The following is a 19,603-nucleotide window of genomic DNA, read 5'->3' as shown; positions in this document are numbered from 1 at the left end:
ATTCAGAAGGGCGCCGGTGCCGACGTCATGTCGGTCAGCTTGTTGGTCTGCAGATCGATCACGAAATGCTGCGTCGGCGCGCCGCGGGCGAGCTTGAGCAGGATCTGCATCAGCGGCTTGAAGCGCGCCTGGAACACCGCATGGGCCGGGTTGTCGTTCATCACCTGCTGGCTGCCGTTGAGCGCCAGCGCGGTGTTGGTGCCTTCGAGCGCCTGGGCGATCAGCTTGTACTGGCGCGCGCGGTCGGCCGGGATGTCGGTGAACGCGAGGTCGCCGGCATTGGCCAGGCGCACGAAGTCGCCCGCCAGGTCGATCGCCTTCCACTGGTTGAAGTCCTCCAGCCGCATGCCGTTGGCACCCGCGAGCGCGCGCGCCCTGGCTTCCGCATCCGCGTAGTCCTTGGCGTAGGCCGCCTGCTGCGCGCTGCCGTCGCCGCCGGCGTCGCCCAGGCACGAGAAGAAGGCGTTGCTCAGCAGGCCGCGGTTGCCGGTGTTGCCCAGTTGCTTGAGCGTGACCTTGGTCTGCAGCTGCGACAGCACCAGCAGGTCGGAGCCGTAGATCGGGCTCTTCACGAGCTCGCGCATCTCGCAGCGCCAGTCGTCGTTGAGCAGCCGCAGGCGCACCAGCTCCGACATGTAGCGCGTGCTGAACTCGCCGTAGCTCTTCGCGTCGAGCACGGTCCGGTCCCACAGCACGCCGTTGCTGCCGCCCGGCAGCCGGCCCGGGAAGTCGGTGAAGAAGCGATGTTCCTCGCGGTAGAGGTCGAACAGCTCATCGAAGCGCGCCACGTTGTCCAGGCGCACGGTCTGCACGTCGATGTGCGTCGCGTCCTTGAAGGTCAGCAGCTTGTAGGCCGGCACGTAGGCCGCCATCGACGGTGCCTGGATGTTCACCAGGCCATGGCCGTCGTCGTAGTTGCGCACGGCGGTGTCGTTGAAGTGCATGTGGCCGCCCACGTGCACCTGCAGGCCTGTGTCGGCCAGGGCCTTGGTCACGTCCTCGGCGGGACGGCGCACCATCTGCATCTTGCCCGCGCCGAGCAGCGCGATGATGTCGTCGGAGGCGCCGTTGAAGAACTCGCTCATCGGGAAGTGGCTGAAGGCCACGACCTGCTTGCCCTGCTTCTTGCCGCGTGCCACCACGTCCTTGAGCCACGCGATCACGTGCGGCTTGTGGGTCAGCATCTTGTTGTAGCCGGCATCGCCCGAGCCGTTGAAGTCGTTGGGGCCGGTGCCGGTGGGCACGTAGACGTTGGCATCGATGCCCACGAGCCACAGGCCTTCGACCGGTTCGACCAGGTAGCTGGTGTCGGGCACGTCATGGCAGAAGGTGTAGCCGTCCTTCTTGTAGGTGCCGCCCGCGCCCTGCGCGCAGATCTCGAAAGTGCGCTTGCTCCAGGACGCCTGTTCCTTCGCCTTCGCGAAGTCGTAGTTCTGGTAGCTGTAGCTGCTGTAGGGCGTCTCGAAATAGCGGTAGCCGGCCTTGGGCATCAGGCCGTGCTGGTCGAGCGTCTCGGTGATGCCCGCGTAGCCCTGTTCCTTGACTTCCTCGGTGCAGTAGCTGCTGTTGACCTTGGCCCATTCGCCGCTGTAGTTGGACGCCGCGCAATCGCCGTTGCCGCCGCGACTGTAGATCGGCTGGGGCGCGCCGACGCGGTTGGTCGTGGGGTCGATGCCCAGGTAGTCGGCCTTGCCGCCCGCGCGCTCGAGCGGCTTGTTCGGGTCGTGGTTGCCCGGGGCCGCGAAGAACTGGATGCCGTGCTTGTTCGCGTAGTCGTCCAGCACCTTCTTCAGGCCGCGCATGTGCACCGGTTGTCCGTCGTCCGAGAAGTCGCCGGGCAGCGCGATCAGCTTCACGCCGCGCGCCACCGCGTCGTCGAGCGCGGTGATGAAGGCGAAGTAGTTCTCGTTGAACAGGCGCGTCGAGGTCATCTGCGCATGCATCAGGCGGATCGTCGCGTTGCGGCCCGACTTCTGGTTGAACACGCCGGGGAACGAACCGTCCTTGAAGTTGGCGTAGACGTCGTGGAAGTGGATGTCGGGCATGAACGCGACCTGCACCGGCGGCGCGGACTCGGCCGGCGGGGGCGTGGTCTGGCCGGGGTTGGAGCCCGAGGGCGGCAGCGGGAAGAAGCCGGCGTTCTGGTTGTCGCTGCCGCCGCAGGCGGACAGCAGCAGCACCGCTGCGGCGACGGCGATCGTCGAGGTCGCGCGCGCAGTGCGAGGAAGGGAAAAAATCATGAAAAAAGATCCGCGAAAAAGGTGACGAAACGCCCGCCGCCCCTGCGAAGGGGCCGGCGGGCGCGGGGCGGATCATGCGGGGGTCGTATGACCTCCCGGTGGCAGATGCATGACATAGGACGACTGACCGCACACTGACGCCGAAGTGAAAAGTTCGCATCGAACGCGCAGCGTGTCACGGGCCGCCGTCGGACCCCGCCGGCCGCGCGCCAGGCGGAATCGCCCGCGCCGCGCCATGGCACCATCGCCCCCATGCACGAGCCCTCCCGCCGCATCCCCTACCGCACCTGGCCGGGCGCCCTCGCGGTCTTCCTCGCCATCGCCGCCTATGTGGGCGGCCTGATCTTCTGGGACCGCCACACGCCCGGCGCGCGCCCGCTGCCGGCCGGCGAGACCGTGTCGGTCGGCCATGCGCGCTTCGAGCCCGCGCGCGGCTGGCAGATGGACGTGGCGCGCTCCAAGGCCGGCCGCTCGCTGATGCTGTTCAAGGGCAACCACAAGTTCCTCGTGACCACGCTGCCCTGGGCCGGCGGGCCCGACGGTCCGCTGGTGCGCCAGCAGCGGCTGATGGAGCGCGGCCAGGGCCTGAGCATCGAGGGCGACGTGTCCGACTTCGTCACCATGTGGGGCCTGCAGGGCAAGACCTTCGCCTACTACGGCAGCAAGATCGCCGGCCGCTTCTGGCAGGTGGTGGACCAGCGCCGCAAGTCGCTGGTGCAGATCGACGTCTACGGCGGCAGCGACGGTCTCGACGAAGCCATGGCCGACGCGCGCAGCATGCTCGAGTCGATGGACCTGGAGGCGCCGCTGTGAACCACGACACCACCATCACCACCACCGCCTTCGACAGCGACGAGTCGCCGTGGCCGGTCGGCACCGACTCCTTCTTCCAGCCGCGCCGCGCCGCCTTCTGGCTGCTGAGCGCGCTGATCGTCAACGGCCTGTTCTACACCGTGCAGATGTTCTCGATGGGCTTTCGCGTGGTGCCCATCACGGCCTTCCTGGGGCTCGTGGTGTGGGGCCTCTACACGCTGGCCTTCCTGCTGGTGTTCCGCACGCTCGACCTGCTCGAGCAGCATCCGCCCGAGGCCTTCGTGCTGGCCTTCGCCTGGGGTGGCATGGGTGCCGTGTACTTCGCGGCGCCGGCCAACATCGCGATCCAGAGCCTGTGCGCCAAGCTGATCTCGCCCGAGTTCGTGGCGGCCTGGGGACCCGCGGTCGCGGGACCGATCACCGAGGAATTCCTCAAGCTCGCGGGCGTGGTGCTGCTGGTGCTGGTGGCGCGCAACCAGTTCCAGACCTACCTGTCGGTGCTCATCGTCGGCGCCATGGCGGGGCTCGGTTTCCAGGTGGTCGAGAACCTGACCTACACCGTCAATGCGTCGATGCGCTTCCCGCTCGAGAACCAGGTCTACCCGGTGCTGCTGAACCTGCTCACGCGCGGACTCATGAGCGGGCTGTGGAGCCATGCGGCCTACACCGCCATCGCCTCCTTCGGCGTCGCCTGGTTCCTGCTGCATCCCGAGCGGCGGCTGGTCACGCGCATCGGCGCCGCCGTGCTGTGCTTTGTGCTGGCCTGGGCCATGCACTTCGTCTGGAACTCGCCGCTGCTCGAGGACTACTTCGACGGCGGCTATGGCGAGATGGCGCTGCTGCTGCTGGTCAAGGGCATCCCGGTGCTGATCGCGGCCTGGCTGTTCTGGCGCGAGGCCGCGCGCGAGAACGGCGCCTACCTGCACGCGCTCGCGGCCTACTTCGTGCCCGAGCGCGAGCTGATCCGCGACGACGAATGGGTGCGCCTGGGCCAGCCGCTGGCGCGCTGGCGCGTGCGCCGCGAGATGGGCCGGGTCTTCGGCGCCAGGGCGCGGCGGCTCAAGACGCGGCTGCAGCGCGAGCAGCTGCGGCTGATCCGGCTCGCGGGCACCTATGGGCGCGGGCCGCAGACACTGGCGAGCGAGCTGGCGGTGCGACGGATTAGGGCGGCGCTCGAGCCCTTGATCCAGGCACCGCGCGACGCTACTCGCGCAGGGTGAACACGATCGAGAGGTAGGAGACGGGCCGCTCGCGCAGTATCTCGGCCCCGTGCAGCGCACGGGCATCGAAAAGCAGCGAGTCGCCGGCCTTGACCTCGAGCGTCCGGCTGCCGTAGCGGTACTTGACGCGTCCCGAGAGCATGTAGATGAACTTCACGCCGGGATGCTGGAACGCCGGGTAGGGCGTGGCCTCGTCGGAGAGTTCGATCAGGTAGGGTTCGACGAACAGGTTCCCCGACAGCAGGTGGCCGAGCAGCGCATAGTGGTAGCCCTTGACGGCATCCACGCGCTCGATCTTCAGGCCCTTGCCCGCCGGTACGTGCGACATGTCGAGCCGGCGCACCTGGTCGGCGAAGAAGCGCGACATCGGCACGTCGAGCACGGTCGCGATCTTGTCCAGCACCTCGATGGAGGGCGACACCAGGCCTCTCTCGATGCGCGACATCATCGATCGCGACACGCCCGCCTGGGTGGCCAGCGCGCCCGCGGACAGGTCGGCGGCCAGGCGCTGGGCGCGGATCTGGACGCCGACCTTGATCGAGGTCGTGCTGCGCTTCGGCGGGGCCGAATCCTGCTTGCGCGCGCTTCGCGGCGGGCTCTGCTTCTGCAGCGTCGGAAACGGCGAAGCAATCTGCTTCTTGGGCATCAGCCGCACCTTTCTTTGAGGTTCGCGGAGCCGGCTTCCAGGTCAGAACACCTGCCTCAGGAACTTCCGGACCCGCTCGTCGGCACCTTCGCCGAAGAAGACATCAGGCCGCGCGGTCGCGGCGATGGTACCCGCCTCCATGAAGACCACCTTGTCCGCAACCGCCTTGGCGAATCCCATCTCGTGCGTGATGCAGATCATCGTCATGCCGTCGCGCGCGAGCAGGATCATCGTCTCGAGCACTTCCTTGACCATCTCCGGATCCAGTGCCGAAGTCGCTTCGTCGAAGAGCATGACGGAGGGGTTCAGGCACAGCGCCCGTGCGATGGCCACGCGCTGCTGCTGCCCGCCCGACAGCTGCGAAGGAAAGGACGAGGCCTTGCCCGCCATGCGCACCTTGTCGAGATGGGCCATGGCGATCTCCCTGGCCTCGCGCTTCGAGCGTCGTCGCACCCAGGTCTGCGCGAGCGTGCAGTTCTCGAGCACGCTCAGGTGCGGGAACAGGTTGAACTGCTGGAACACCATGCCCACGTTGGCGCGCACGCGATCGGCGTGGCTGGCATCGGGCGAGATGGCGATGCCGTTGACCTTGACCTCGCCCTGCTGGTAGGGCTCCAGGCCGTTGATGCAGCGCGCCAGGGTGGACTTTCCCGAGCCCGAGGGACCGCAGATCACGACCCGTTCGGAAGGGCGGACATCGAGATCGATGCCGTCGAGCACCGGGTGTTCGCCGAAGCGCTTGGAGAGCCCGCGCACCGCCACGATGGCCGGTGCCGCGGAGGAGGATGCCGAGCTCATCGCCGCCTCAGGCCATCTCGTGGAAGATCGCCGCGGCGGGGCTGTCGGGCCAGGCGAGCAACTGGCCGCCGCTGATCTTGGTGCGGCCGTAGACGATCCACGCGTCGTCGACCGTGCCGATGAATTCCTCGACCATCAGCACGTCGGCGTGGGCGTTGGCGACCGAGACGAAGCCCAGGCCCGCGTCGTACTTGCCCTCGACCAGACCCCTGCTGACTTCCGCCACGGTGGCGACGTACTCGATCCGGTCCCAGCGCGAGGCATCGGTGTAGTCGAGCGTCGGCGCCATGACCGCCAGCGTGCCCGATCGCGCCGCCGCCTTGCGCCGGATGATGGCCAGGTCCTGACTGGGCGAGATGAAGGTATCGACCACGTAGAGGCCCTCGAGGTACTTCGCGACCGTGGCCATCGTGGCGGGGTGGACCGCGCACTGCACGAGGAAATCGGCTTCGCCATCGAGCACGGCCCGGGCGCCTTGCTCGAAGTCGACCGCCAACTCGACGCCGGCCTTCCGGTCGATGCCATGGAACGCGAGGTAGTTGCGCGTGACGTATTCGTGGTTGCTGCCCGAAGGGCCGAGGGTGATGAATTTCATGAGGGGCTTTCGTGTCAGTTCGAGTGCTTGAATGCGCGTTCCAGCCGACGCATCAGGAGCATCAGGCTGTAGTTGATGGCGAGATAGACCAGGCCCGCGCCGAGGAACACCTCGTACGGCGCATAGGTTTCCGCGCTGAGCAGGCGCGCGGTCCCCGTGAGGTCCAGCAAGGTGACGGTGCTGGCCAGCGAGGTGGCCTTGCAGGTGAGGATGACCTCGTTGCCGAAGGCCGGCAGCGCGGTGCGCGCGGCCAGCGGGAACTCCACGCTCAGGAAGGCCTGGTAGCGCGCCAGGCCGAGCGAGAACGCGGCCTCCCTCGCGCCCCTGGGCACGGCCGCCAGGGCGGCGGCCAGCGTCTTGCCCGTGTAGGAGGCGGAGTTCAGCGCCAGCGCGATCACCACGCACCAGAAGGGATCGCGCAGCACGGGCCACAGGAAGGTGGCCTGCAGCGACTGGAACTGTCCGGCGCCGTAGTAGAGCAGGAAGACCTGGACCAGCGAGGGCGTGCCGCGGAAGAACACGATGTAGGCGTGCGCGAACGACCGGGCCGCCACGTGGCGCGCGTTCTTGGCCAGGGCCAGGGGCAACGCGAGCAGGGTGCCGAAGAGGATGACCAGCGCGGTCAGCTCCAGGGTCAGCAAGGCGCCCTTGCCCAAGGCGGGCAGGACCGACCAGACGATGGCAATGTCGAACACGCTTCAGGCTCCGAGGTAGCGCGAGGCGCGCCGTTCCGCGCGCTCGAGCAGCAAGGTGGCGGCGCCCGTCAGCACCAGGTAGATCAGCGCGACCGCGAGGTACATCGTGAAGGGCTGTCGCGTCGCGCCCGATGCCTCGGCCGCCTTGCGCATGAGTTCGTCGCAGCCGACGATCGACACGATCGAGGTCTGCTTGAGCAGCACGATGGACTGGTTGCCGAAGGGCGCGAGCGCCGTGCGCGCCGCCTGGGGCAGGATCACGGTCCACAGCGCCTGCGTCTTCGACAGGCCCAGGGTCCATGCCGCCTCGCGCTGGCCGGCATTCACCGAGAGCAGCGCGCCGCGGGCGATCTCCGCCGCATAGGCGCCGAAGGACAGCGAGAGCGCGAACACGCCGGCCGCGAAGGCATCGATCTCCACGTACCGGCCCGTGAGCTTCGCGAGCGTCAGCGATCCGCCGAAGTAGACCGCGAACACCACCAGCAGGTCGGGAATACCGCGGATCAGCGCCGCATAGAGATAGCCCGCGCCGCGCAGCAGGCGGTTCTGGCGCAGCTGCAGCCAGCAGCCGATGACGCCGAACAGCGATCCGACGACCAGCGAGGCGAGGGCGAGTTGCACCGTGGCCAGCGCGCCCAGCAGCAGCTGCGATCCGAAGCCGTGAAGAATGCTCACCGCGTGCCGCCTTCTACATCAGCTTGAAGGGAAAGTACTTGGCCGTGATGCGGTCGTAGGTGCCGTCGGCGCGGATGGCGGCCAGCGCGGCATTGACCTTCTCGAGCAGGGCGGTGTCGCCCTTGCGCACGGCGATGCCGTTGCCGTCGCCGAGCAGGCCGCCCTTCAGCTCGGGGCCGACGAAGGCGAAGCTCGCGGCCTCCGGCGTCTTCATGAAGCCGATGAAGTAGGTCACCATGTTGCCGAAGATGTAGTCGACGCGGCCCGCCACGAGGTCCAGCTCGGCCGCCTGCGGCGTGTCGTAGAACTTGAGGTCCGAGGCCTTGTAGTTCTGGCTCAGGTAGGCGGCCTGGATCGAGCCGCGCTGCACGCCGATGCGCTTGCCCTTGAGCGCATCGGGGCCGGTGTCGTCGGGCGCGCCTTTCCTGGCGACGAAGCGCGAGATCGTTTCCTTGTACTTGTCCGAGAAGTCCACCCGCTGGCGGCGCTGCTCGGTGATCGCCATGCTCGCCACGATCAGGTCGAACTTCCTCGCCATGAGGCCGGGGATGATCCCGTCCCAGTCCTGCGCCACGATCTCGCACCGGGCCTTCATCTTCTCGCACAGGGCATGGGCGATGTCCACGTCCCAGCCCTGGAGGCCGCCTTGCGCATCCTTGAAGCTCCAGGGCGGGTAGGTGCCTTCGGTCGCGATGCGGTAGCTCACGGACTGCGCCTGGGCGGACAGCGCGAGTCCCGCGCCGAGCAGGAGGGTGAGGGCGAAGCGGCGATCGAGCCGCGGCTTCGACATCGAGACGGTCATGGGGTACCTCGTCGTGAGTGCTGGAAGGCCCCGATGATTCGCGCGTTTCAGGGGGCGTACAAGTCTTGCGCCACGCGCAAAACCGCCAATGAGGACGAGCCATGCGGTCCCATCGGTCGCCGATGGCTGTTGTTGCATGGCATGCAAATCCTGTCAGGGATGACACGCGCCGGCGGCCCGGGAACCGGCGCGAAAGGCGATCCTCGTTGGCTTGTATCGCCGTATACAGCGCCCGTGGATCGGTCGAGGACAGAATCCTCGGACGCCCCCTTCGAGGCCATCGCCTCGTCCATTGCATCAAGGATGTCCCCATGAGTGAAGTGCAACGCCTGCGCCTGCCCGACAACGATCCGACCTTCGGCGGCAACAAGGTCTTCGACCTGTTTCAGTACGCGCCTGCCGTGAAGGCCGGCGGACTGGTCTTCATCGCCGGCCAGGTCGGCATTCATGCCGACGGCAGCGTGCCGGAGCGCGCCGAGGAACAGATCGAGCTCGCGTTCAAGCGCCTCGGTGCCATCCTCGCGCATGAAGGGCTGGGCTTCGAGGACCTGGTCGAGCTGGTGTCCTATCACGTGCGCATCGACGAGCAGCTGACGGCGTTCCGCGAGATCAAGGAGCGCTACATCGTGCGCGACTTCCCGGCCTGGACCATCCTGGGCGTGGCGTCGCTGGCGCGGCCCAACCTGCTGATCGAGATCAAGGCCGTCGCCGCGGCAAGATGAGCCTTCGGGCATTCGTCCCGTGACCCGGAAGCCGCGCCGCATCGAGACCTGGCATCCCGACGACGAGGTCGTCGAGCCCTTGCTGAGGGCGATGCACCTCGGGCGGCGGCGGGTCTACCGCCAGGGTGACTTCCTCTACAGCCAGGGCGAGGTCGACCCGAGCTTCTATCTCGTCCTGCGCGGGCATGTGCTGGTCTCGTCCATGCGCGAGGACGGCAGCGAGTTCACGCTCGAGACGATGGGACATCGGGCCGTCTGCGGCGAGGCGGCGGCGTTCGACGGCAAGCCCAGCTTCACCTCGGCCTTCGCGCTCGACGAGGTCGAGGTGATCGCCTTTCGCGCGGACCAAACCGCCGCGGCTTTCGCGACGCATCCCGAGATCGCCGTGGCCCTGCTGCGCATCGCATCGCGCAAGCAGCGCATCATCGCCGTGCGCGCCAACTACCTGGCGTCGCTCAAGCCGCAGGCGCGCATCGCCGAGCTGCTGCATCGGCTGGCGGAGCAGTACGGCCTGGCAGAGCAGGGCGCGACTGCCATCGGCGTCTCCCTCACGCACCAGCAGATCGCGGCATTGACCGGCACCACGCGCGTCACGGTGACGCGCGCGCTCAAGCGCCTGCGCGAGCAGGGCGACATTGCCGTCGAGGACAACCGGGTGCTCGTGCCCGACATGAAGCGGCTGATGCAGGTCGCGGCGAGGCGCTAGCAAGGGCGCGGCCGGGTCCGGCATGGGCCGCCTTCGAAACCAAAGCCGGCGCACCGGCCGGGCACGAAGAAAGTCTCCGCACACCCGTTCCGCTTTGGAAACGCAAGCCTTTCCATCGCCGGCGATACCGACAATTTTCAGGTGGAAACGGAGCGCGACCGCCGACCTGGCGCGTGCGCCGGATGCCCCGCCGCCAACCCAGGAGACACCCCATGAACAAGACCGTCCTCGTCCGGGCCGCCATGCTCGGCCTCACTCTTTCAGGCGCCATCGCCACGACGGCGCTCGCGGCCGACGTGCGCGTCGCCGTGACCGCCATCGTCGATCATCCCGCGCTCGACGCGGCGCGCAAGGGCGTGGCGGACGAGCTCCAGGACGCCGGCTACGTCGTCGGCAAGAACCTTCGGCTCGAGTATCAAAGTGCCCAGGGCAATGTCGCCACCGCCGCGCAGATCGCCCGGAAGTTCGCCGGCGACCGGCCCGATGTCATCGTCGCGGTCTCCACGCCATCGGCCCAGACCATGCTCGCGGCGACGCGCGAGATTCCGATCGTCTTCAGCGCGGTGACCGACCCGGTGGCCGCGAAGCTGGTGAAGTCCTGGCAGGCCACGGGCGGCAACGTGACGGGGGTGTCGGACCTGCCGTCAATCGACAAGCACCTGGCCGCGCTGCGCCAGGCCATGCCGGCCGCCAGGCGCATCGGCGTGGTCTACAGCCCCGGCGAGGCCAACTCCGTGGCCGCCATCGCCGAACTCAAGAAGCTCGCGCAACCCGCGGGCCTGACGGTGGTGGAGGCGGCCGCGCCGCGCACGGTCGACGTCGCGAGCGCCGCGCAGAGCCTGGTCGGCAAGGTGGACGTGTTCTACGAACCGACCGACAACAACGTGACCTCGGCCTTCGAGAGCCTCGCCAAGGTCGCGGACCAGGGCCGGATTCCGCTCGTGTCCGCCGATCCGTCCGTCGCGACGCGCGGTGCCGCCATCGGCATCGGCACCAACTACTACGACCTCGGCCGCCAGACCGGCAAGCTGGTGGTGCGCATCCTCAAGGGCGAGGCGCCCGGCTCGATCCCCTCGCAGCTCAGCACGACGCTGGAGACGCACATCGGCAAGGGGGCCGCGCAGCGCCAGGGCTGGACGGTGCCCGAGGCCTTTCTGAAGGCGGCCACCAAGGTCGTGGACTGAACGCCGGGAGAGCTGCTCGTGACGCTGATTGCCTTGCTCGGCTCGCTGGAGATGGGCCTGATCTTCGCGCTCGTGGCGCTGGGTGTGTTCATCTCGTTCCGGGTCATCAACTTTCCGGACCTGACGGTGGACGGAAGCTTTCCGCTCGGCGGCGCCGTGGCCGCCACCCTGCTGGTGGCCGGATGGCATCCGCTGGCCGCGACGGCGGCCGCCTTCGCGGCGGGGGCGCTGGCCGGGCTCACGACGGGCTGGCTGCATGTGAAGCTCAAGATCATGCAGCTGCTCGCGGGCATCCTCGTGATGATCGCGCTCTATTCGATCAACCTGCGCGTGATGGGCAAGCCCAACCAGCCGCTGCTCGATTCGCCGACGGTCTTCGGCCTGGTGCATCTCGGGGGGCTGCCCGCACCGTGGGTCACGCCGGTGGTGCTGCTGGCCATCACGCTGCTGGTCAAGTTCGGCCTTGATGGCTACTTCGCGTCCGAGGCGGGGTTGGCGATGCGCGCAACGGGCTGCAATCCCCGCATGGCACGCGCGATGGGCATCTCCACCGACCGCCTCTCGCTGGTCGCGCTGGCGCTGTCCAATGGCATCGTCGCGCTCGCGGGCGGCCTCTTCGCCCAATCCCAGGGCGGCGCGGACGTGTCGATGGGGATCGGCACCATCGTGATCGGCCTGGCCGCGGTGATCATCGGCGAGACCATCCTGCCGGGCCGGAGCATGGCGATCGCGACCTGGGGCTGCATCGTCGGCGCCGTCCTCTATCGCCTGCTCATCGCGCTGGGACTCAACAGCGACTTCATCGGCCTGCAGGCGCAGGACCTCAACCTGGTGACGGCGCTGCTGGTGACGGTCGCGCTCATGATGCCGGCATCGAGGCGATGGTTGCAGCGGCAGCGCAAGGCGTCGGCGGCGCGCAAGGAGGTCGCTTCATGCTGAAGGCCACGAATCTGCGGCTGACCTTCAACGCGGGCACCCCGATGGAGAACCGCGCATTGCGCGGGCTCGACCTGACGATCCCCCGCGGTGAATTCGTGACCGTCATCGGCTCGAACGGCGCCGGCAAGTCCACGATGCTCAATGCGCTGAGCGGAGACCTGCTCGTCGACAGCGGCAGCATCGCCCTGGACGACATCGACGTCACGCGCATGGGCGCATGGCAACGCAGCGCGCTGGTGTCGCGCGTCTTCCAGGATCCGATGGCCGGCACCTGCGAAGCCTTGACCATCGAGGAAAACCTGGCGCTGGCCTGGCGCCGCGGCGAGCGGCGCGGCATCCGCTGGGCGCTGGACCGGAATTTGCGCGAACGCTTCCGCGACCGGCTCCGCATCCTGGGCCTGGGACTCGAGAACCGGCTGCAGGACCGCATGGGCCTGCTCTCGGGCGGCCAGCGGCAGGCGGTCAGCCTGCTCATGGCTTCGCTCAGGCCCTCGCGCCTGCTGCTGCTCGACGAGCACACCGCCGCGCTGGACCCGAAAACCGCCGCCTTCGTGCTCGACCTCACGCGCAAGATCGTGGAAGACGGCGCCCTGACCACCCTGATGGTCACGCACAGCATGCGCCATGCACTGAGCTACGGCACGCGCACCGTCATGCTTCACGAAGGACGCGTGGTGCTGGACGTCAGCGGCACCGAGCGCGCGGGCATGGACGTGCCGGACCTGCTGCGCCTGTTCGAGCACACCCGCGGCGAAGCCATCGCCGACGACGCGCTGCTGCTGGGCTGACCCTAGATGCGGGCATTGGCCGGCATCGGCATCCCGAGCAGCGCGCGGCCATGAAGCTCGGCCGAGGGTGCCGACTGCATCAGGAAATGCGAAGCCATGGCGTGCAGGTCGCGGAAGTAGCGCTCCAGCGGCCCCAGCGGCATCAGGCCGCCGCCCAGGTTGCGGATCAGGGCGTCGGCGCCTTCCATCGCCATGTCGCAGATGAGCGCGCCATCCATGCGGTAGCGCGTGCGCTGGGCCACGGTGAAGGGCTGGCCGGCAACGGCCTGGTCCCACATCTCGTCGACGTTGCGCAGCAGCAGGTGGAAGGCCCCCTCGATCTTCGCGCCGGCCTTGCCCAGTTCGGCCAGGGAGAAACGGTCCTCGACCTGGGGCGCGTTCAGGCCCACCGGCGTGCGCTGGCGGATCGTCTCGAGATAGATGTCGAGCAGGCCGGTCGCCACCGCGGTGGCCGCCGCGGCGACCGACATCACGAACAGGCTGGTGTGGGGAATCCGGTAGATCGGCCCCTTGTTGCGCGCCAGGCCCGGCACCTGGTTGCACTGCACGTCGGACCACCGGATCGAGCGGTGCGGCGGCACGCGTTCGCCGCTCAGGTAGACGTCCTTGCTGCCCGTGCCCTTCATACCGAAGACGTTCCAGCTGTCGTGGTCGATGCGAAAGCTCGCCCGGGGCACGAGCAAGAGCCGCAGTTCCGTGCCGCCTTCGGCGGTGGGCACCTCCACCAGCGTCGCGGCCCAATCGGCCACGTCGATGCCCGAGGCATAGGTCCACTTGCCGTCGAGCACGTAGTGGCCGTCCTCCAGCCGCGCCTGCACGCCACGTCCGACGTTGCCTGTGAGCGCGATCACGACGGCGTCCTGGCCGCCGGCGAAGACCTCGTCCTGGGCCTCGGGCGGGAACATGCCGGCCATCCAGGGATGGAGCCCCGCGAGCGAGAGGATCCAGGCGGTGGCGCTGTCACCGCGCGCGATCTCCCGCGACACGCGCCACAGCGTGGAGGGACGCATGCCATAGCCGCCGTTCTCCACCGGCTGGCAGATGCGGAAGAAGCCGGCATCGCGCAGGCGCCGGGCCACGTCGTCCGAGATGCGCCGGGCCGCGTCATGGCCCGGTCCGACGGCTCGAAGATGCGGGATCATGGCGTGCGCCCGTTCGACGAGTTCGTCGGTCGAGGGGATGGCGGGTGGCGTGGCGATTGGCAGCATGGGATTGGCTCCGTTGATTCTTGGGAAAGGCGGGATTCAGGAATGGGCGAGCTCCACGCCCATGTATTTGCCGCAGGCGTAGATCAGCGCGGGGGCCGGCGGATCGGCCGAGACCATGTCGACGACCTCGCCGATCACCACGTGGTGATCGCCGAAAGCCTGCAGGTGCCGGCTGCGGCACAGGAAGCTCGCGTTGGCGCCGGCGAGTGCCGGTACGGATCCGGCGTCGCGCAGCCACGCGCCGCGCGCGCCCTGGCCGGTCTGCCCGCCGTAGTAGCGCGAGATATCGTCCTGGTGCGCGCCCAGCACATTGACGGAGAAGCCGCCGGTGGCCTGCAGGTGCGGCAGCAGCCGGCTCTCGTTGCGCACGCAGAACAGCAACAGCAGGGGACTGAGGCTGACCGAGGTGACGGAACTGGCCGTCATCGCGACCACCTCGCCGGGCTGCTGCGAGTGCGCGACGCCGATGACGGTCACGCCCGTCACGAAGCGGCTCATCAGCGAGCGGAATCTGCGGCTATCGGCCATGTCGAGCATCGTTCTCTCCTGGGACTGGGGACATGGGAGAACTCTAGGCAGACGCTCCGGCCGCGCGTGTATCCGCCGATACACGAAGCGGCGAAATCTTCATTCGCCAAGAACGGTTGCGGATCGGCTGCGACTTCGCATCGCATTCGACGCTGCGATGTATCGCGCGATACAGCGACGAACGAGGGTGCGCCCACAGAATTTCCGGCGCGGGCATCGGACCATCCTGCCGCGCGTCCCCCACTTCTTTTTCTTGCGGAGTCATCATGAAAATCACGAGGCTGATTGCCGGCGTTCTTGCCCTGGCGGCGGCGATGGGTGTCCATGCCCAGGAGCTTCCCGTGCTCAGGATCGGCATCGTCACGGCGGCGACGGGTGCCGCATCGACGATCGCGGCACCGGCCAACCAGGCGATCGATCTCTATCGCGAGCAGATGGCCGCGCGCAAGCTGCCCTTCAAGCTCGAGTTCATCCAGTACGACGACGCGTCGGACCCCACCAAGTCCGTCAACCTGGTGCGCAAGCTGATCCAGGAAGACGGCGCCGCGATGGTGGTCTGCTGCACCACCACGCCGTCCTCGCTCGCCGTCGCCAAGGTCTCCGAGGAGGGCCAGACGCCCACCATCTCCATGGCCGCCTCGGCCAGCGTGGTGGAGCCGCCGGCCGAGAAGCGCTACACCTTCAAGACGCCCGTCACCGATCGCCTCATGATCGACCACACCCTCGACTACATGCGCCGCCAGGGCGTGAAGAGCGTGGCCTTCCTCGGGCTGGAGGACTCCTACGGCGAAGGCGGATGGATCGAACTCAAGGCCCTGGCGGAAAAGAAGGGCGTCCGGATCGTCGCGTCCGAGCGCTTCGCGCGCGGCGACACCAACTTCACGCCGCAGGCGCTCAAGATCGCGCAGTCGAAGCCCGACGCCGTCTACATCCATGCGATCCCGCCTTCCGCGGCGCTCGTGCATGAAGCCCTGAAGCGCGTCGGCTTTCGAGGCCCGATCTATCACGGCGCGGGCGCCCCGACGACCGCGTTCGTCACCATCGGCAAGAGCGCGGTCGAAGGCGCCATCGTGGGGGCCACGCCGATCACCGTCTACAAGGAGCTGGAGCCGGGGAATCCGCTGAGCCGCTCGATCGGAGAGTTCGTCAAGGCCTACGACGGCAAGTACGGCGCGGGCAAGGCCGAGATCTTCGCGACGCAGGGCTACGACGCCATCGGCCTGGCGGTCGATACCGTGCGCCGCTACGTCGCGTCGGGCAAGAAGGGCAGCCTCGAACAGACCCGCAAGGACCTGCGCGACGAGCTGGAGCAGACCCGGGAGTACGCAGGCAGCGTCGGCATCTTCAACTTCACGCCGACCGACCACGTGGGGCTGGACAAGCGCACGCTGTTCCTCGTGCAGGTGAAGGACGGCCGGTTCCAGCGCATCCAAGAGTGACCGGAGCGAAGCGAATGGACAGTTCGATCACCGTCTTCCTCGGCGTGGACGGCCTCACGAACGGGGCCGTGTATGCCCTGGTGGCCCTGTCGCTCGTGCTGGTCTACACCACCACGCGCGTGGTCAACGTGGCCCAGGGCGACTACCTGACCTTCGGTGCCTTGTCGTTCGCGAGCTTCGCCTCGGGCTCGTTGACGCCGCTGGTCCATCTGGTGCTCGGCGTCGGCGTAGTGGCGATGGCCCTCGACATCCGGCGGGCCATCGTCTGCAAGCGCAGCCCCATCGCGCCCTTGCTCAGGTACCTAGCCGCCGGCCTCGCGCTGGCCGCGCTGACCCTGGCGGCGAGCCATTCGCAGTCGATGCCGCTGCAGATGATCGCCGCGCTCGTGCTGGTCGCGGCGATGGGGCCGATCATCTACCAGCTGACCGTGGAGCCCGACCCCGGCAATCCGCCGATCGTGCTGCTGACCTGCAGCGTCGGGGTCACGCTGATCCTGCATCCGCTGGGCCTGCTGCTGTGGGGCACCGACTCGCGCACGGTCGAGCCGATCAGCGCGCAGCGCCTGAGCCTGGGCGGCGTCGATCTCGCCATGCAATCGATCTTCATCCTGGCCGCGGCGCTGCTGATGACCCTCGCGCTGTTCGCGTTCTTCCGCTGGTCGCTGTACGGAAAGGCCTTGCGCGCGGCATCGATCCATCGCGAAGGCGCGCTCTATTGCGGCGTGCCCGTGGGCACCGTCGGCCGGTTGAGCTACTTCATCGCCGCGGGCATGTCGGCGCTGGGCGGCATGCTGCTCGCGCCGCTGGTCACGGCGCACTACGAGATGGGATTCGTGGTCGGCCTCAAGGGCTTCGTCGGCGCGGTGATGGGCGGGCTGGTGGCCTACCCGCTCTCGCTGCTGGGCGTGTTCGTCGTCGGGGTCTTCGAGTCGTTCTCCGCCTACTTCAGCAGCGCGTTCCGGGATGCCTGGGTGTTCGCGCTGGTGCTTCCCATTCTTCTCTGGCGCAACGCCAGCCATGGAGCCGATCTCGATGAACACTGACAACGCGGCGGCGCGGCTCGCGCCGCCACGAAGGCTCGACCGCGAGCGCCTGATGCTGGGGGCCATCGCCGTCCTGGTCGCATCGCTGCTGCTGACGGCATCGACCTACTACGTGGGCCTGGTGGCGGTGGTGGGGGTGAATGCGATCGTCGTGATGGGCCTGGGCTTCCTCATGGCCACGGGCCAGATCTCGCTCGGGCACGCCGCCTTCCTCGGACTGGGCGCCTACGGCAGCGCGTTGCTGACCGCGCGCTGGGGCGTGCCGGTGCTGCTGGCGATTCCCTGCGCCACGGCGCTGTGCGCGGTGGTCGGCTATGTGCTGGCCAGGCTGACCTTGCAGCTCAAGGGGCACTACCTGCCGCTGGCGACGCTGGCCTACGGCATGGCGATCTCCGTGTGCTTCGTGGCCGCCATCGAGCTGACCGGCGGCGCCTCGGGGCTCACCGGCGTCAAGCCGCTGTCGGTGTTCGGCTGGGTCTTCGACACGCGTTCGACCGCAACGCTCATCTGGGTCGTCGTGGCCTTGCTGCTCGTCGGCTACCGGCGCATCTACCGCGGGCGCGTCGGCCGCGTGGCGCGCGCGCTCAAGAGCAACGGCGTCATGGTCAGCGCGTTCGGCGTCGACGTGCCGGCCACCCGGACCCGCATCTTCGTGCTCTCCGCGGCGCTGGGCGGCCTCGCGGGCGCGCTGTATGCGTGCTACATGCAGTTCCTGAGCCCGTCGACCTTCTCGCTGGGCGCCTCCATCAACCTGCTCATCATGGCCGTGCTGGGCGGCGTGGTGGGTCCCATGGGCGCGATCCTCGGCGCCATCTTCTTCACCGTCATCGAACTGTCCGCCCAGAAGCTGATCGCGAATGTCCTGAACCTGCCCGGGCAGGTCGAGACCATGGTGTTCGGTGTCATGCTGATCGTGATGCTGCTCAAGTGGCCGCATGGACTGCTGTCCTGGGCCCGGCTCGGGGAGGGAGGGGCGGGAGCCCGCGACGACGCCAGGCCCGTGGCCGTCCCTGTTCCGGCCTCGCGCATGCAGGCCCCCGTGTCGCTGGTCGCGCACAACGTGACCAAGAAGTTCGGGGGACTGACGGCGCTCGCCGATGTGAGCGTCGCCATTCCCGGCGCGGCCATCACCGGACTGATCGGTCCCAACGGGGCGGGCAAGTCCACGCTCTTCAACGTCCTGACGCAGGTGTATCCGGCCACCAGCGGCAGCGTGAGCTTCAACGGCAAGCCCTTGCCGTCGACCAGCCAGGAGGTCGTGCGCCAGGGCATCGCGCGCACCTTCCAGCACGTGCAGCTGGTGCAGGACCTCGACGTGCTGCGCAACGTGCTGATCGGCGGCTACGTCAACGGCCGCGCGGGGCTGCTCTCGTCGGCCTTCGGCCGCGATCGTGCCGAGGAAGCCCGGCTGATGGACGAGGCGCTGGCCGCGCTGCGCCGCGTGGGCCTGCTCGAGCTGGCCGGCGTCAAGGTGTCCGAGCTGCCGCTGGGAAGCCAGCGCATGGTCGAGGTGGCGCGTGCGCTCATGGCGCGGCCCGCGCTGCTGCTGCTCGACGAGCCGGCGGCGGGACTGCGCGCACCCGAGAAGGAACGCCTGGCCAGGCTGCTGCAGTCCTTGCGCGACGAGGACGGGATGACGGTGCTGATCGTCGAGCACGACATGGAACTGGTGATGGGCTGCGCCGACTACCTGTTCGTGCTGAACTTCGGCAAGCTGCTCGCGCAGGGAACGCCCGCGCAGATCCGGAGCAATCCCGAGGTGATCGATGCCTATCTGGGGACCGACGCATGAGCATGCTCGAAGTGCAGAAACTCTCGGTCTCCTATGGCCGGGTCCGTGCCGTCAACGGCGTGTCCTTCGAAGTGAAGGAAGGCGATCTCGTCTCCCTGATCGGTGCCAACGGCGCCGGCAAGAGCACCTTGCTCAAGGCGGTCATGGGTGCCTTGACGGCCGAGGCCGGAGAGATCTCGCTGGCCGGTGTGCCGCTGGGGCGCGCACCGGTGGAAGAGCGCGTGCGCCGCGGCATGTATCTCGTGCCCGAGAAGCGCTCGCTCTTCAACTCCATGACCGTGCAGGACAACCTGGAGCTCGGGACCTATGCGAACCGGCGCGCCCTGCGCTTCCAGGACGAGCTCAGGCGCATCTACCGCCTCTTTCCGATCCTCGAGGAGCGCAAGGCCCAGCTGGCCGGAACGCTCTCGGGCGGACAGCAGCAGATGGTGGCGATCGGCCGCGCGTTGATCGCGCGCCCCAAGGTGCTGCTGCTCGACGAGCCCTCGATCGGACTGGCGCCGCTGGTGGTGCAGCAGATCATGGACGTGATCGTCGAGCACAAGCGCCAGGAGGGACTCACGGTGGTCCTGGTGGAGCAGAACGCGCGGCTCGCGCTGCGAGCGGCCGACCGGGCCTATCTGATCGAGATCGGGAAGGTCGTGAAGGAGGGATCGGGCAGCGAGCTGGCCAACGATCCGCAACTCGCCGAGATCTACCTCGGCGCGGGCAAGGCAGGAAGGGAGACGGCGGATGCTGCATCGTCGATCGTTTGAGGCGCTGCGCGCGGG

The 19,603-nt window shown here is 68.2% G+C and carries 21 protein-coding genes; 11 read left to right on the top strand and 10 right to left on the bottom strand.

Annotation, left to right across the window (positions count from 1 at the left end):
- Positions 1–2: 2 nt before the first annotated feature.
- On the bottom strand, positions 3–2,240 hold the full coding sequence (locus AC07RV_RS05550; protein WP_296786194.1) for a metallophosphoesterase: 2,238 nt from the start codon (positions 2,238–2,240) through the stop codon (positions 3–5).
- A gap of 252 nt (positions 2,241–2,492) precedes the next feature.
- Here AC07RV_RS05550 and AC07RV_RS05545 point away from each other — a divergent pair, with 252 nt between their 5' ends.
- Complete coding sequence (locus tag AC07RV_RS05545; protein WP_057594117.1) at positions 2,493–3,053, top strand: hypothetical protein; 561 nt, start codon at positions 2,493–2,495, stop codon at positions 3,051–3,053.
- Positions 3,050–4,273: a PrsW family intramembrane metalloprotease gene (locus AC07RV_RS05540; protein ID WP_296786190.1), complete on the top strand. Its 1,224-nt coding sequence runs from the start codon at positions 3,050–3,052 to the stop codon at positions 4,271–4,273. The genes AC07RV_RS05545 and AC07RV_RS05540 overlap by 4 nt, the downstream gene beginning before the upstream one ends.
- Here AC07RV_RS05540 and AC07RV_RS05535 read toward each other — a convergent pair.
- From AC07RV_RS05535 to AC07RV_RS05510, 6 genes are all read right to left on the bottom strand, one after another.
- Complete coding sequence (locus AC07RV_RS05535) at positions 4,257–4,793, bottom strand: helix-turn-helix domain-containing protein (RefSeq protein WP_296787041.1); 537 nt, start codon at positions 4,791–4,793, stop codon at positions 4,257–4,259. The two genes, AC07RV_RS05540 and AC07RV_RS05535, sit on opposite strands and share 17 nt — an antisense overlap.
- 168 nt (positions 4,794–4,961) lie before the next feature.
- Positions 4,962–5,717, bottom strand: a complete 756-nt coding sequence (locus tag AC07RV_RS05530; RefSeq protein ID WP_296786187.1) for an amino acid ABC transporter ATP-binding protein — start codon at positions 5,715–5,717, stop codon at positions 4,962–4,964.
- Between the two features lie 7 nt (positions 5,718–5,724).
- Entirely contained in the window at positions 5,725–6,312 is a 588-nt protein-coding gene (locus tag AC07RV_RS05525; protein ID WP_296786185.1) for a type 2 periplasmic-binding domain-containing protein, read from the bottom strand.
- A 14-nt stretch (positions 6,313–6,326) separates the two neighbouring features.
- On the bottom strand, positions 6,327–7,007 hold the full coding sequence (locus AC07RV_RS05520) for an ABC transporter permease (protein WP_296786183.1): 681 nt from the start codon (positions 7,005–7,007) through the stop codon (positions 6,327–6,329).
- Positions 7,008–7,010: 3 nt separating this feature from the next.
- Positions 7,011–7,682, bottom strand: coding sequence for an ABC transporter permease (locus tag AC07RV_RS05515; protein WP_296726662.1), 672 nt, complete (start codon positions 7,680–7,682; stop codon positions 7,011–7,013).
- Between the two features lie 13 nt (positions 7,683–7,695).
- The gene (locus AC07RV_RS05510; protein ID WP_296786180.1) at positions 7,696–8,484 is read right to left on the bottom strand and encodes an ABC transporter substrate-binding protein; all 789 of its coding nucleotides are present in this window, start codon (positions 8,482–8,484) and stop codon (positions 7,696–7,698) included.
- A 311-nt stretch (positions 8,485–8,795) separates the two neighbouring features.
- Between AC07RV_RS05510 and AC07RV_RS05505 the strand changes: the two genes are divergently transcribed.
- The 5 genes from AC07RV_RS05505 (at position 8,796) to AC07RV_RS05485 (ending at position 12,823) form a co-directional block, all read left to right on the top strand.
- The gene (locus AC07RV_RS05505) at positions 8,796–9,206 is read left to right on the top strand and encodes a RidA family protein (RefSeq protein WP_296786178.1); all 411 of its coding nucleotides are present in this window, start codon (positions 8,796–8,798) and stop codon (positions 9,204–9,206) included.
- 19 nt (positions 9,207–9,225) lie between these two features.
- A complete protein-coding gene (locus tag AC07RV_RS05500) occupies positions 9,226–9,912 on the top strand; it encodes a Crp/Fnr family transcriptional regulator (protein WP_296786174.1) in 687 nt (228 codons plus the stop codon).
- Positions 9,913–10,124: 212 nt separating this feature from the next.
- Positions 10,125–11,096, top strand: a complete 972-nt coding sequence (locus tag AC07RV_RS05495) for an ABC transporter substrate-binding protein (protein ID WP_296786171.1) — start codon at positions 10,125–10,127, stop codon at positions 11,094–11,096.
- A gap of 18 nt (positions 11,097–11,114) precedes the next feature.
- Positions 11,115–12,035, top strand: a complete 921-nt coding sequence (locus AC07RV_RS05490; RefSeq protein ID WP_296786168.1) for an ABC transporter permease — start codon at positions 11,115–11,117, stop codon at positions 12,033–12,035.
- Entirely contained in the window at positions 12,029–12,823 is a 795-nt protein-coding gene (locus AC07RV_RS05485; RefSeq protein WP_296786166.1) for an ABC transporter ATP-binding protein, read from the top strand. The genes AC07RV_RS05490 and AC07RV_RS05485 overlap by 7 nt, the downstream gene beginning before the upstream one ends.
- A 2-nt stretch (positions 12,824–12,825) precedes the next feature.
- On the opposite strand, the gene AC07RV_RS05480 is transcribed toward AC07RV_RS05485, so the two are convergent.
- The 3 genes from AC07RV_RS05480 to AC07RV_RS05470 are packed head-to-tail and all read right to left on the bottom strand — an operon-like array spanning position 12,826 to position 14,917.
- Complete coding sequence (locus AC07RV_RS05480; RefSeq protein WP_296786163.1) at positions 12,826–14,031, bottom strand: acyl-CoA dehydrogenase family protein; 1,206 nt, start codon at positions 14,029–14,031, stop codon at positions 12,826–12,828.
- A gap of 36 nt (positions 14,032–14,067) precedes the next feature.
- Positions 14,068–14,568: a flavin reductase family protein gene (locus AC07RV_RS05475; RefSeq protein WP_444813674.1), complete on the bottom strand. Its 501-nt coding sequence runs from the start codon at positions 14,566–14,568 to the stop codon at positions 14,068–14,070.
- 34 nt (positions 14,569–14,602) lie between these two features.
- On the bottom strand, positions 14,603–14,917 hold the full coding sequence (locus tag AC07RV_RS05470; RefSeq protein WP_296786158.1) for a hypothetical protein: 315 nt from the start codon (positions 14,915–14,917) through the stop codon (positions 14,603–14,605).
- Between AC07RV_RS05470 and AC07RV_RS05465 the strand changes: the two genes are divergently transcribed.
- From AC07RV_RS05465 to AC07RV_RS05450, 4 genes are read left to right on the top strand one after another with little or no spacing between them, the layout of a single operon-like run.
- Positions 14,901–15,998 carry an ABC transporter substrate-binding protein gene (locus tag AC07RV_RS05465; protein WP_296786155.1) on the top strand — a complete coding sequence of 366 codons (1,098 nt, stop codon included), beginning with the start codon at positions 14,901–14,903 and terminating at the stop codon, positions 15,996–15,998. The two genes, AC07RV_RS05470 and AC07RV_RS05465, sit on opposite strands and share 17 nt — an antisense overlap.
- A gap of 14 nt (positions 15,999–16,012) precedes the next feature.
- Complete coding sequence (locus tag AC07RV_RS05460; RefSeq protein ID WP_296786152.1) at positions 16,013–17,041, top strand: branched-chain amino acid ABC transporter permease; 1,029 nt, start codon at positions 16,013–16,015, stop codon at positions 17,039–17,041.
- On the top strand, positions 17,031–18,833 hold the full coding sequence (locus tag AC07RV_RS05455; RefSeq protein WP_296786149.1) for a branched-chain amino acid ABC transporter ATP-binding protein/permease: 1,803 nt from the start codon (positions 17,031–17,033) through the stop codon (positions 18,831–18,833). Before AC07RV_RS05460 ends, AC07RV_RS05455 begins: the two co-directional genes overlap by 11 nt.
- Positions 18,830–19,588: an ABC transporter ATP-binding protein gene (locus AC07RV_RS05450; RefSeq protein WP_296786146.1), complete on the top strand. Its 759-nt coding sequence runs from the start codon at positions 18,830–18,832 to the stop codon at positions 19,586–19,588. The genes AC07RV_RS05455 and AC07RV_RS05450 overlap by 4 nt, the downstream gene beginning before the upstream one ends.
- Positions 19,589–19,603: the final 15 nt, after the last annotated feature.

The sequence above is a fragment of the Variovorax sp. GW821-FHT09B01 genome (assembly GCF_059418345.1).
Note: the sequence above shows the minus strand (reverse complement) of the source record. Positions and strands in the feature narration are given on the sequence as shown.